This window comes from Flagellimonas algicida, assembly GCF_049629585.1.
Lineage (GTDB): Bacteria > Bacteroidota > Bacteroidia > Flavobacteriales > Flavobacteriaceae > Flagellimonas.
Map to the genome: position 1 here is coordinate 24513 of NZ_JBMYIX010000002.1, position 12999 is coordinate 37511.

12 protein-coding genes are annotated in these 12999 nt (G+C 45.0%); all 12 read left to right on the forward strand.

Going from position 1 to position 12999, the window contains the following annotated elements; genetic code table 11:
- Positions 1–15 precede the first annotated feature (15 nt).
- The 12 genes from ACPD8L_RS08860 (at position 16) to ACPD8L_RS08915 (ending at position 12980) form a co-directional block, all read left to right on the forward strand.
- A complete protein-coding gene (locus tag ACPD8L_RS08860; RefSeq protein ID WP_293303387.1) occupies positions 16–795 on the forward strand; it encodes a DUF4625 domain-containing protein in 780 nt (259 codons plus the stop codon).
- 53 nt (positions 796–848) lie between these two features.
- Positions 849–1682: a hypothetical protein gene (locus tag ACPD8L_RS08865; protein WP_423943012.1), complete on the forward strand. Its 834-nt coding sequence runs from the start codon at positions 849–851 to the stop codon at positions 1680–1682.
- A gap of 104 nt (positions 1683–1786) precedes the next feature.
- Positions 1787–2239, forward strand: a complete 453-nt coding sequence (locus ACPD8L_RS08870) for a DUF4625 domain-containing protein (protein WP_423943013.1) — start codon at positions 1787–1789, stop codon at positions 2237–2239.
- A 31-nt stretch (positions 2240–2270) separates the two neighbouring features.
- Positions 2271–2987: an ABC transporter ATP-binding protein gene (locus ACPD8L_RS08875; RefSeq protein WP_116217014.1), complete on the forward strand. Its 717-nt coding sequence runs from the start codon at positions 2271–2273 to the stop codon at positions 2985–2987.
- On the forward strand, positions 2984–4390 hold the full coding sequence (locus tag ACPD8L_RS08880; RefSeq protein WP_423943015.1) for an ABC transporter permease: 1407 nt from the start codon (positions 2984–2986) through the stop codon (positions 4388–4390). Before ACPD8L_RS08875 ends, ACPD8L_RS08880 begins: the two co-directional genes overlap by 4 nt.
- 2 nt (positions 4391–4392) lie before the next feature.
- Complete coding sequence (locus ACPD8L_RS08885; RefSeq protein WP_423943017.1) at positions 4393–5823, forward strand: DUF3526 domain-containing protein; 1431 nt, start codon at positions 4393–4395, stop codon at positions 5821–5823.
- Between the two features lie 3 nt (positions 5824–5826).
- Positions 5827–7032, forward strand: a complete 1206-nt coding sequence (locus ACPD8L_RS08890; protein ID WP_293303391.1) for a GTP-binding protein — start codon at positions 5827–5829, stop codon at positions 7030–7032.
- 9 nt (positions 7033–7041) lie between these two features.
- Entirely contained in the window at positions 7042–7671 is a 630-nt protein-coding gene (locus ACPD8L_RS08895; RefSeq protein ID WP_423943018.1) for an ABC transporter ATP-binding protein, read from the forward strand.
- Positions 7668–8855: an ABC transporter permease gene (locus ACPD8L_RS08900; RefSeq protein WP_423943019.1), complete on the forward strand. Its 1188-nt coding sequence runs from the start codon at positions 7668–7670 to the stop codon at positions 8853–8855. The genes ACPD8L_RS08895 and ACPD8L_RS08900 overlap by 4 nt, the downstream gene beginning before the upstream one ends.
- Positions 8845–9285, forward strand: coding sequence for a hypothetical protein (locus ACPD8L_RS08905; protein WP_293303394.1), 441 nt, complete (start codon positions 8845–8847; stop codon positions 9283–9285). Before ACPD8L_RS08900 ends, ACPD8L_RS08905 begins: the two co-directional genes overlap by 11 nt.
- Before the next feature lie 25 nt (positions 9286–9310).
- Positions 9311–10723, forward strand: a complete 1413-nt coding sequence (locus ACPD8L_RS08910; protein ID WP_423943020.1) for an alkaline phosphatase — start codon at positions 9311–9313, stop codon at positions 10721–10723.
- 25 nt (positions 10724–10748) lie between these two features.
- Positions 10749–12980 (forward strand): carbohydrate binding family 9 domain-containing protein, encoded by a 2232-nt coding sequence (locus ACPD8L_RS08915; RefSeq protein WP_423943021.1) that lies wholly within the window; start codon positions 10749–10751, stop codon positions 12978–12980.
- Positions 12981–12999: the final 19 nt, after the last annotated feature.

Below are 12999 nucleotides of genomic sequence, written 5' to 3' on the forward strand. Positions count from 1 at the left end.
CCAAAAACAAGTAGTATGAAAGCAAATTTTAAATCTTTAGCACTTATCATTTTTTTAGGCCTTGCCCTCTACTCCTGTAGTAGTGATGACGAAGGTACTCCGCCAGTGGCTGCCCCGGCAATCTCAGATTTTGAATACGGGGAGGGCAGCTCGCACTCCACCGATCAAGTCGCCTACAAAGGCTCTGACATCCATTTGGAAGCAGAGATTACTGCAGAAGGCATTGTGAGCAGTATTTCCATTGACATCCATGCCCATGACCTAGAAGTGGGAGAGGGCGAAGTGGAGTGGGATTATGAACAAACCTGGACAGATGCCAGTTATTTGGTCATAAACCCCACTTTCCATGAACATATAGATATTCCTTCCAACATTCCTGCAGGGGAATACCATGTTGTTTTGACGGTAACCGACGAGCTGGGCAACAGCACTGAGGCCGAAGGCCATGTACAGATTTTGGACCCCATCACCATAAGTGATTTTGATATGGATGAAACCGTGGCGAGGGGAAGTGACTTTCACGTGGAGTTTATGATTGGTGCCGTACACGGTATCCATGAGGTAACGGTTGATGTACATGCACATGACCTAGAAGTTGGCGAAGGTGAAGTGGAATGGGACTTTGAAGGTGATTTTTCCGAAGACTACCACGAGTTGACCGAGGCAGAGTTTCACGAGCATATTGATGTGCCGGTCACAGCTCCTGCCGGGGAATATCATATCATTTTCACCATTGAGGATGAAGATGGGAATACCTACGAGTATGAAACCCACATTGACGTAACCACAGAATAATCCCAATCAAAATATAACATACCAAATAGGGTATACAACTTTACACACTTATAATGAGACAGATAGTAAAATTACTTTTGATCGCACTCCCTTTTATCTTCTTGGCATCCTGTAGCAACGATGATGATGCGCTGGACCAACAAGGCGATATCAATCCAGAACGATTTGAAAACCTGGAGATCGGGAATGCAGATTTCAAAGTGCCCCAGGCCAACCCGGACCTGCATATTGAGTTTGATTACACCGGAAAACAAAAAGTGACCGAGGTATATCTCGATATCAAGTCCGTAAGTATCCAAACTCCGGTCGGTGATGAGGTGGATTGGAATGTTTCCAAATATTTGATTCCTGAGAGTTATTATGAAGGCCAGATCAATCCACACATCCATTATCACATTCTTTTTGACCCGGATAATGAATATTTCCCTTCCATGCGCCCAGCTGAGGGGACCTACACCATGACCTTCACCATTGTTGAGGAAGATGGTTCGGAAAGTGTCCTGACCAAAGAGTTTGAAGTCGTCAAACGATTTTTTGAAGTTGAGGTCGGGCATGATGGCCATGTCCATTATGGCAGTGATGAGCTACATACCGAGTTCGAGTATCAGGGAGGAGATCATACGGTCAGTGAAATAGTTTACGAACTGTGGTTTGAAGAATGGAGAGAGGGACAGAACGTTCCTGCAGGCAGTTGGGACAATATCCTTCACACGCTCCCCACAGAACTTTATGAAAACTCCACAAATCCGCACATCCATTATCATATGTCCATTGACCCAGAGTTTCCAACCGGCAATTACTGGCTCAACATTTATGTGAAGGATTCTGGTTCTGAAGAAGCCGTAAAGTTGTCCGTACCCTTTAGTGTGGTAGCGGAAGAAGAATAATTGGCCTAAGCCAAAAGTAGATAACCTTATTCCGCATGGCTTCTTACCAAAGCCATGCGGTTAAATAAAAATTGAATATGAGAGCATTTTATAAACCTCTGTCCATGCTTGCAGCAACCATTTTGCTATTTGCTTGCTCAAACAGTGACGACACTACTATTGATGAGGAAAAACCCACCATCAGTGTAAACTATAACGGAGGGTTTCCGCAGGCCTGCGAAGAATTCCAAAGGGGGCAATCGTATACATTCCGGGCCATGGTCACCGATAATATGGAACTGGCCGCATACAGTCTAAACATCCATCACAATTTTGACCATCACACCCATGACGACCAAGGGGCCCAGTGTGATTTGAACCCCATAAAGAGTGCCATTAACCCCATGATCTTTATGGAAAACCACTCCATTGAAAATGGTGGGACTTCATATGAAATCAACCTGACCGTCACCATACCAAGTGATATTGATACGGGAGATTATCATTGTGCCTTTTCGGTAACCGATGCCACAGGATGGCAGAGCAGGACCTCCATAGATATAAAAATTGTGGAATGAATCCACTACTAAAACCTTAAACCATATCACTATGATATCAACAAACAATTTGACCAAAAAATTTGGCGATTTTACGGCGGTGGACCAACTTTCCCTTTCTGTCAATGAAGGTGAGATCCTATGTCTGCTCGGTGCCAATGGGGCAGGAAAATCCACCACTATCAATATGCTCCTGAACTTTATAAATCCAAGTTCGGGCTCCGCCACCATAAACGATCTGGACGTGGTGAAAAATCCAATAAAGACCAAGGAATACATCACTTACATCCCAGAAAACCTGATGCTTTACCCCAGTCTCTCGGCCATTGAAAATCTGGACTACTTTTCGGGCATAGCCGGAAAGCAGCTCCCATCAGCGGATTTGGAGGGTTTCCTTAGAGACGCAGGACTTCAAGAAGAGGCTTTCCATAAACGCATCTCGACCTTCTCAAAGGGAATGCGACAAAAAGTGGGCATTGCCATTGCTCTTGCCAAGGACACCAAAGTACTTTTATTGGACGAACCCACCTCGGGACTGGACCCAAAAGCCAGCAATGAATTTGGAAACCTGCTCCAAAAACTCAGAAAAAAAGGGGTTGCCATTTTAATGGCCACACATGACCTGTTCCGGGCCAAGGAGGTTGCCACCCATATTGGCATCATGAAAGATGGACAGTTACGGCAACAGTTCATTGCAGAAGACATTTCCCTTGCCCAACTGGAAAAGGCTTATCTGGAAACCATGGAATACAAAGAGGTGTTGTCATGATTGCAAAAACTTGTATCAAAGAGCTTAAGGAATTGATGCGGGATGGGCGTATTCGAACAGCTTTCCTGATAGTGATAGTGCTCTTGGGAGTTGCCATTTGGATCAGTGCCCGTCAATATCAAAGCATCAACGAACAATATCAATCGGCCAAAACAACCGAAAGAAGTGTTTGGGACGACCAAGGGGAAAAGAACCCCCACTCTGCAGCCCATTATGGCACCTATGCATTCAAACCAAAATACCCTCTTTCCCTTTTGGACCAAGGGGTGGACAAGTATGCAGGATCTTCCATTTTTTTGGAGGCCCACAAACGGAACGAGGCCCAATTCAGTGTGGCGGCGGATCAAACGGGACTTGCCCGGTTTGGCGACCTTACCCCAGACTTCATCCTGCTCTTTATCATTCCGCTCTTCATTATTCTATTGGGATATAACAGTTTCACCAAAGAACGGGAAATGGGTACTTTGACCCTGCTCAAAAGTCTGGGAGTTCCTAGTTGGAAATGGGCCCTTGGCAAATGGCTGGCGCTCTTTTTTCCCATTCTAGCCATCACCGCCCTGCTCTTTTTCCTTGCGGGCATCCTCTTGTCCAACCTTCAAGATTTTGGGGTGTTCAATTGGACCTCCTTGCTCATGATGTTTGTGGTGTACATAGGATACTACGTTGCTTTCATCAATATTGTACTGTTTATTTCATTGAAGGTCAAAAAATCTGGCATAGCCCTAGTCCTGTCCCTTTCCATTTGGATATTGGCCTGTTTGGTGGCCCCCAAGGCCGCCAGCAATATTGCCGAAGCCAAGCATCCCTACCCCACTCGGCAAGAATTTGCCGCCAATGTCCTTAAGGACAAACAAGAAGGACTGGATGGACATGATCCCTGGAGTAAGGAATCAAAGCTATTGGAACAAAAAGTACTTGCCGAATACGGTGTGGACAGCATCCATAAATTGCCTTTCAATTTTGATGGCTATCGCATGCAAAAAGGTGAGGAACATGAAGCCGAGGTCTATTTGAAGCATTACAATTACCTAAAAGAACAATTCTCGGAACAATCCAAAGTCTATAAAGGTCTTGCCATGATCTCCCCGTATTTGCCCACACGCTTTATGAGCATGGCCATAGCCCAAACCGATTATAACACCCATTGGGATTTTGCGGATGCCGCCGAAACCTATCGCATAGCCACCCAGAAATTTTTGAACGACAACTTTGCGCAAAACTCAACTTATGGGGAGTGGTCCTACCGGGCCGATGCCGATTTCTGGAAACAATTGCCTGTTTTTGAATACGATCCTCCCGAACTCAAGACCATATTGGCCCAGAATTCCTCCAACCTATGGATCTTGGCAATTTGGCTTGCCGTTTCCTTTTCTCTTCTCTTGCTAACCACCAAAAACATCTGATCATGTTACGATACAATTTTATATACGAATTACGGCTCTTACTCAGAAGTCGCTGGATTCAATTATTGAGCCTATTGTTACTGTTGCTATTTGGTTTCTCCATTTTCAATGGAATGGGAAAAGTGGAAAAGAGAAGGGATGACATTGCAGCAGCCCGAAAAGAAGTCAGTGCATCTGATCAGGCCATGTTGAAACTATTGGATTCCGTGGAACGCGGTCTGGATGTGAGCGTATCGCCGTGGACCATCCCCAGTAGTCCAATGGCCGTGGCCAATTACTATCCAAGGGTTGCCGCCATGGACCCCCAACCTATGGCATTTGCATCCACAGGGCAGGCCGACCTGTTCACACATTACGTAAAACCAACGGCTTCCGGCGATGATTTCTCATTGAATTTCACCGAAATGACCAGCCCTGTCCAACTCCTTTTTGGAAGTTTCGATTTGGCCTTTGTCATTGTTTATCTACTCCCCTTGTTGATCATTGCCTTTACATACAACATCCTTTCCTCTGAAAAAGAAAGTGGTTCCCTGCGCTTGTTGGCCTCCCAACCCATATCCATACAGAAATGGGTATTCCACAAACTCATTCTGCGCTTTTTCTGGTTGTCTTTATTGGTTACTGTTTCCCTATTGTTGGTTTTCTTCATCATGGGAATCGACCCATTGCATTGGAATGCTGTATTCAGTCTCTTGGGGCTAACCCTTTGTTATATGTTGTTTTGGTTTGCCTTGGCTTTTTTGGTGAATCTTTTATCCAACAGTTCTGCCAAGAATGCCGTTTCCCTTTTGGGATTATGGGTGGTCTTTGTGCTGTTGGTCCCTTCCGTCTTGAACCAATTGGGAAATACGCTCTACCCTATGCCTCCCCGGACTTTGATGATCAATGAAATGCGGTTGCAGAAGGCCGAAGCTACCAAGCAACAGGATAAGATCTTGGACAACTACCTCCGGGACCACCCTGAATATGCCATTAATGATTCCACACAGTCGCGTTCTTTCTGGCATGGCTATATGGCTTCGCAAAAATTGGTTAAGGAAGCATTGGCGCCCATTGTTGGCAGTTATGAGGAACAACTATCAAAACAACAGGATTGGACCAGAAAAATGCAATGGATTTCCCCAGCCATCATCGCACAGGAATCCTTGAACAGCTTGGCAGGAACCTCAACCCAGGATTATGAGGCCTATCGAAAACAAGTGGTCCAATTTGCCGAATTATGGAGGGCGCATTTTATGCCATTTCTGTTCAATAACACTTTATTCACAACAAATGACCATGACGCCCTGCCCCAGTTCCAATACCAACCCTTGCAGCAAAACGGGGGCATACAGGCCATGTCCATCTTATTGTTGATGGCATTGGTGCTATTGGGCCTTGGTTTTGCAATGCAAAGTGCCCCTAGGCAAAAAGGAATTTTAAGCGACCAATAAAAAATGAGAAAATTACCCGTAACTGTACTCAGTGGTTTCTTGGGAGCCGGCAAGACCACCCTACTCAACCACATCTTGCACAATAAAGAAAACCTCAAGGTTGCCGTAATCGTGAATGATATGAGCGAGGTGAACATAGACGCCCAATTGGTGGAAAATGGGAACACGCTCTCCCGAACCGATGAAAAATTGGTGGAGATGAGCAATGGGTGCATCTGTTGTACCCTTCGGGAGGACTTGATGGTGGAAGTAGAACGATTGGCCTCCCAAAGCAAGTTTGATTACCTGTTGATTGAGAGCACGGGCATAAGTGAACCTATTCCAGTGGCCCAGACCTTTACCTTTGAAAGTGCGGATGGCGCCATAGACCTAAGCAAGTTCAGTTATGTGGACACCATGGTCACCGTAGTGGATGCCTTTAACTTTTTAAAGGACTTTTCAAGCTCCGATTACTTGACGTCACGGGAATTGACCAATATTGAAGGGGATGACCGAACCATTGTGAACTTGCTTACCGACCAAGTGGAGTTTGCCAATGTCATCATCCTGAACAAAGTGGATCTAGTTACCGAAGATGAGCTCAAAACCCTATATGCCATTCTTCAAAAATTGAATCCTGGGGCCCGAATCCTTCCCACAACAAATAGCAAGGTTCCACTGGATGAAATCATCCATACCGGCTTATTCGATTACGAAAAGGCTTCCGAATCGGCTGGATGGATCAAGGAGCTGACCAACGAACATGTTCCAGAAACCGATGAATATGGTATTGGTTCCATGGTCTTCAACAGCAAAAAACCTTTTCACGCAGAACGTTTTTTGAGTTTTGTGAACGAGCATTTTCCCCAAAACATCATTCGCAGCAAAGGCTTGTTCTGGTTGGCCTCACGCCCAGACCAAGCCCTGGTATGGAGCTCTGCCGGGGGTTCCTGCAAAGTGGATGCCGCTGGCGTATGGTGGGCTTCCATGCCTTTTGGTGACCGAATTGGCCATGCTTCCTTTGTGGCCAACCAAAACTCGATAGAATCGGCATGGGACCCCGTTTTTGGTGATCGCAAGGTGGAGTTGGTCTTTATTGGCCAGTATCTGGAAAAGGAAAAAATAGTCACGGCACTGAATAAATGTCTCCTAACGGATATGGAGGTCAAATTTTGGAAAAATGGGTTATTGGAGCAACAGGACCGATGGCCCATACCTAATCATCATTAATTGAACCATATGATAAAAACAAGTGGACTCACATTTCAATACGATGAAAGGGACATGGTTTTCAACTTTCCCGATATCTCATTGGGGCCAAGTGAAGACCTGCTCATTTTAGGGAAATCCGGTATTGGCAAAACTACTTTTTTGCACGTATTGGCCGGATTGCTTACCCCCTTGGAGGGCAAGGTTGAGATTGAAGGGATTTCCATCCATTCCCTTTCAAACAGGAAAATGGATCGCTTCAGGGGACAGAACATTGGTCTGGTATTCCAAAAAAACCATGCCATTCAATCCTTGAACGTATTTGAAAATTTGCAGACCAGGCTCTTCTTCGCCAACAAGGCCATTTCAAACACCATCATCTCGGACCTATTGGAACAATTGGACATCATTGACTGCCGATCCAAGAAAGTACGGGAACTGAGCGAGGGACAATTACAACGGCTGGGTATTGCCATGTCGGTCATTCACCGCCCACAATTGATCTTGGCAGACGAACCCACTTCAAGCCTTGATGATGACAACTGTGAGGCTGTAATGCAGCTACTTATAGACCAGGCAACAATCAATAATGCCAATCTTATCGTAATCACACACGACGGGAGGATACAACCCCTGTTCCAAAATTCCTTGACACTATGAACGTTTGGAGCATCAGCATACGGAATTTTCGGCACAAGCCTTTATACACCTTTTTGAGCATTCTCATTCTGTCTGTAAGCATTGCCCTTCTTCTGGCCATCCAACAAATGGAAACATCGTTCAAACAGCAATTGGAAAACAACCTTGGAAACATAGATATGGTGGTTGGTGCCAAAGGGAGTCCCCTACAGTTGGTACTTTCCTCAGTATTGCACATAGATAATCCCACAGGGAACATTTCCTTTGAAGAGGCCCAAAAGCTATCCAAAAATCCTTTGGTAAAAATGGCCGTGCCCATTTCCTATGGGGACAATTATAAAGGGTATCGAATCGTGGGAACCACCAATAATTTTTCCATACTGTACCAAGCAACCCTAGAACAGGGAAGAACCATGGAAAAACCCATGGAAGTTGTCTTGGGAGCCGCTATGGCCGAAAGACTGGACCTAAACATTGGGGATACATTCCTTAGTTCACATGGATTGGCAGAAAAAAATGACCACGACCATGAAGAACCCCTGACCGTTGTGGGCATCTACAAACCCACCCATAAAATATTGGATCGGTTGATCGTGACCGACCTTAACACCATTTGGGATGTACACCACCATGAAGGTGCTCCCAATGATAACCATGAAAAAGAGATTACCTCTTTGTTGGTGACGTTCAGGAGTCCCATGGGCTTTTTGACACTTCCCAGAAACATCAATTCAAATACCACCATGCAAGCAGCCCTGCCAAAATACGAACTGGAGCGCTTGTACCAGTTTACTGGAGTGGGTGTAAAAACGGTGACATGGATTGCCTATATCATCCTCATCATTTCCTGTATCACCATATTTATAAGCTTGTACAGAATGGTGCGGGACCGCGCTTTTGACCTAGCCTTGATGCGCACCTACGGGGCCAATGTTCGGCAGTTGGTAAAAATGGTGGCCTATGAAGGGCTCTTGATCGTGGGCATTGCTTTTATCGTGGGCATATTGCTGTCCCAAATAGGGGTACGATTCATTTTTGAAATGATCATGGACCAATACAAACAAAGTGTACCTCTCTTGCTGAATTATAAAGAAATAGCACAAACCGGGGGATTGGCGCTGCTCATGGTATCATTGGCCATAGGCCTTGCCATATTCCCCATCATCAAAATGAACATATCCAAAATTCTGAGTCATGAAAAATAAAATTTATATCGCAATGGTATCATTGGTCTTTTCAGTCACCCTACAAGCACAAAAGCAAATAGACTGGGACGACTTGGCCGAGGTTACTTTTTCCATAAAGTATATCCCTTCTTTTGGGGCTGAATTTTTGGCGCCTACATTTTCAGACCATGTCCTTTCCTTGGATGGCCAAGAAGTCTCCATTGTTGGGTATTTTATCAATATTTCCCCTAGTGAAAACGCCTATATTTTATCTAAAAACCCTATGGCCACCTGCTTTTTCTGTGGGGCTGCAGGGCCCGAGACCGCCATTGAACTTCAATTTGATTCTCCACAGTCCTTCAATACGGATGCCGTGGTGAGCGTAACCGGCACGCTGAAACTAAATCCTGACGATGTGGAGCACTTCAACTACATCATCACGGACTGCAAGGCCCAACTCATGCAATGAAACAAACACTATAAACCCAACAAAAATGAACCGAAGAAAGTTTTTTAGGAACAGTACTCTATCTGCCATGGGCGCCACGCTGCTTACACCCTTTGATTCGCTCAGGGCATCCCACTTTAAGGGTACTTGGAAGAATAGTACGGCCAAGAACATCATCCTACTGGTCAGCGATGGTATGAGTTCGGGAACCTTGAACATGGCCGATCTTTATCTTTCCCGAAAAACGGGAGCAGGAAGCAATTGGCTGGGGTTGTACAGGGAAAACAAGGTGTCGCGCGCCTTGATGGATATGGCCTCGGCAAGTTCCATTGTTACCGATTCCGCCGCAGCCAGTTCATCATGGGGAGGTGGGGCAAGAGTAAAGAACGGAAGCCTTAACATAGGAATCAATGGGGAACCTCACCTGCCCATATGGCAAAAATTCAAATTGGCCGGTAAAAAAGCAGGCTGTGTAACCACCGTGCCCATTACCCATGCCACACCGGCGGGCTTTTGTATTGCCCAAAAATCCAGAAACGATCAAGAATCCATCGCCGAAAAATATTTGACCCTAGGATTCGACCTAATGATGGGGGGTGGCAACAATTACTTTTCTCCTGATAAGCGTAAAGATCAGAAGAATATGTACAAAGCGTTCCAAAAAAAGGGATTCCATGTGGCACAGAACCGAAAGGAAATGTTATCTGCTCCAAACCACAAGCCCCTTTTAGGTGTTTTTGCGGACAATGGCCTTCCCTATGCCAAGGACAGGGAGAGCAATAAAGAACTTTTGGAAAATACACCCAGTTTGGCCGAAATGACCCAAAAAGCGATTGAAACCCTAAAGAACCATACGCAAGGATTTGTCCTTCAAGTGGAAGGAGGAAAGGTGGATTGGGCTGCCCATGGAAACGACATTGCCGGACTTATCTATGATCAAGTGGCCTTTGATGAAGCCGTAAAAGTGGCCATGGATTTTGCGGAAAGGGACCAGGAAACCCTCGTGATCATCACTACCGACCACGGAAATGCCAATCCCGGGGTAATCTATGGCAATACTGCTAATGACAACTTCGATTCCATCCAACATTATACCCATACCAATGAATGGATCCTGAATGGTATTGGTAAAGAAACGTCGATTAAAAATGTAACAGATCGTGTGGCCTACGCCAATGGTTTTTCATTGACCGAAGTAGAGGCAAAGACTCTATTGTCTTATTACAAAACCTTACAACCCGAAGAAGGACTGTACAATCCCAAAAACCTTCCTTTCAAGGCGCTGGCAGAAATCCAAAAACAACATAACTCGGTTGGCTGGATCAGCATGAACCACTCTTCAGATTATGTAGAACTGGCCTTATACGGTCCCGGCAGTCATCTGCTAAAACCCTTTATCAAAAATACAGAGCTACACTACCTCATGCTACAAGCGGCCGAGGTAGAGAATAAATTTTGATCAACAACAATTTTTTCCAACCCACATGAAACCAAAAATCCTTTCAATCCAAATAAGAGGCCCCCTGTTGCTTTCCATGTTGTTGGCAACGACTTCCTACACGCAAGAACCCATCCAGAATTTCCCTCCCCCAGAAAATCCCATTATTGTATCTGCCACAAAAGCTACAGGAAAAATAATTATTGATGGTTCTTTACTTGAAGCCGATTGGAACCGAGCAGAACCTATAACCGATTTCTTTCGTGTTGAACCTGTCCAAGGCGGCCCAATAAAGAATCCTACTACGGTCCGCGTGCTGTATGATGACAAAAATCTCTATTTCGGGGTTTTTGCAGCGGATTCTTTGGGCAAAAAAGGGGTACGCATGCAAGATTTGAGACGTGATTTTGACAATGGTGAAAATGATGTGTTCGGTATCCAAATCGATGCACAGAACACCAAACAGTACGCGGTTTCATTCCAGACTACACCCCATGGCAACCAGTTGGATTTACAGAGTTTCAACGACAATAACAGTGACGAGGACTGGAATGCCTTATGGCGGGTGCGTACCCAAAGAATGGATGACGGATATTATGCAGAATTCGCCATTCCGTTCAAATCCATTCGGTATGACAAACCAAGGGAGGGGGTTCCTGTGTCCTGGGGAATCACATTGTATCGTTTGGCAAGAAAAGACTTTGAAAAAACGGTCTTTCCGACCATTCCACAATCCTTTTCAGAAAATCGAATGGTCTATGCCGCCAAGCTTACTGGATTGGAAGTGCCTCCGCCATCGGCCAACATTCGTGTGGAACCTTATACGCTTTATCAATACGATGAAAATAAAACTGGAAATGTGCTGACAGATAAATTGAGTGACCCAAAAATTGGGGGCGATGTCAAATGGGCCATTAACCCCAATGCAGTTTTGGATTTGACCATCAACACCGATTTTGCCCAAGCCGATGTGGACAGGGCCGTAAACAATCTGGAGCGATTCAACATTTTTTTTCCAGAACGGCGACAGTTCTTTTTGGAAAACTCGGGGATTTGGGCAGGCGCAAGCAATGTTCGGGTACGGCCATTCTTTAGCCGTACCATTGGGCTTTCCAATGCGTTTAATGCCACACCCGCACCTCTGGATGGTGGGGCCCGCTACACTGATCGGGATGGCAATAGAACCCTTGCGGCTTTGGCTGTACGCCAAAGGGAAACCGATGATAGCCCGGGAAGCACCTTTGGAGTGGCTCGCTACACCAAAAACTATGGTAAGGAAAACAATATTGGGGCCATGGTCACCTATCGTTTGGATGATTCCTTGGGTGATTTGGATTTAAATAGTGAAAACAATACTACAATTTCAATCGATGGATTGATTCGTCCAAAACCGGATATTACATTGACTTACTTGTTATCCACATCATTGGACAGTGAGACTGGGGATACCGGTTTTGCGGGAAGAATATCCGCAACGTCAAGGACCAATGCCTACTATATAGGTTATATTTCCGACATAGTCAGTTCCGACTATACTCCAGGGATGGGATTTGTTTTCCAGAAGGATGTTGTGACGCACAGTCCAGGAGGATATGCCATTGTAAGACCAAAATGGCTTCCTATGGTTCGCCGTTGGGACCCGGGAGTATTCTTTAACTATTTCCATGATTTTGAGGATTTTGGGAATTTTCAGCAGGCCAACCTTTATATTTTTCCTATTTATACTTGGTTTAAGGACAATAGTTTTGTTGAAGCCTCATTTACACCGACTTGGCAGAACATCAATTTTGATTTTGCCCCATTGGGTGTACAAATTGATGAAGGGAATTATAACTACACCCGATATACACTTCGATATAATTCTGATCAATCCAAAAAGCTTTCTGGTTCCATTAGATACGATTTTGGGGATTTTTACAACGGCACCCGAAATACAACCATTGCTGGATTACGTTACGCTCCACTTCCTCATATATCGTTTACGGCAGATTACGAACATAACAACATTAATGGCTTGGGAATTCTTCAAGAGGATTTGGATACCGACCTGTATACCGGAAGTCTACGATTGGCCTTGAATCCAAGGGTACAGCTATCCACCTTTTACCAATATAACAGTTTTGATGAGCAAGGACGTTGGAATGTAAGGTTCAGTTGGGAATACATGCCTTTATCCTTTATTTATCTCGTGTTCAACGATACGCAGGTGGATGTCTTTGACCCAGTGCAGCGATCTCGCCAGTTTATTAGTAAAATTACGCTCCTGAAACAATTCTGATTTCTCTAATAGATAATTT

Bases quoted from the DNA above. Each gene is read 5' to 3' on its own strand.
- ACPD8L_RS08860 (WP_293303387.1), top strand. From the start codon at position 16: ATGAAAGCAAATTTTAAATCTTTAGCACTTATCATTTTTTTAGGCCTT.
- ACPD8L_RS08865 (WP_423943012.1), top strand. From the start codon at position 849: ATGAGACAGATAGTAAAATTACTTTTGATCGCACTCCCTTTTATCTTC.
- ACPD8L_RS08870 (WP_423943013.1), top strand. From the start codon at position 1,787: ATGCTTGCAGCAACCATTTTGCTATTTGCTTGCTCAAACAGTGACGAC.
- ACPD8L_RS08875 (WP_116217014.1), top strand. From the start codon at position 2,271: ATGATATCAACAAACAATTTGACCAAAAAATTTGGCGATTTTACGGCG.
- ACPD8L_RS08880 (WP_423943015.1), top strand. From the start codon at position 2,984: ATGATTGCAAAAACTTGTATCAAAGAGCTTAAGGAATTGATGCGGGAT.
- ACPD8L_RS08885 (WP_423943017.1), top strand. From the start codon at position 4,393: ATGTTACGATACAATTTTATATACGAATTACGGCTCTTACTCAGAAGT.
- ACPD8L_RS08890 (WP_293303391.1), top strand. From the start codon at position 5,827: ATGAGAAAATTACCCGTAACTGTACTCAGTGGTTTCTTGGGAGCCGGC.
- ACPD8L_RS08895 (WP_423943018.1), top strand. From the start codon at position 7,042: ATGATAAAAACAAGTGGACTCACATTTCAATACGATGAAAGGGACATG.
- ACPD8L_RS08900 (WP_423943019.1), top strand. From the start codon at position 7,668: ATGAACGTTTGGAGCATCAGCATACGGAATTTTCGGCACAAGCCTTTA.
- ACPD8L_RS08905 (WP_293303394.1), top strand. From the start codon at position 8,845: ATGAAAAATAAAATTTATATCGCAATGGTATCATTGGTCTTTTCAGTC.
- ACPD8L_RS08910 (WP_423943020.1), top strand. From the start codon at position 9,311: ATGAACCGAAGAAAGTTTTTTAGGAACAGTACTCTATCTGCCATGGGC.
- ACPD8L_RS08915 (WP_423943021.1), top strand. From the start codon at position 10,749: ATGAAACCAAAAATCCTTTCAATCCAAATAAGAGGCCCCCTGTTGCTT.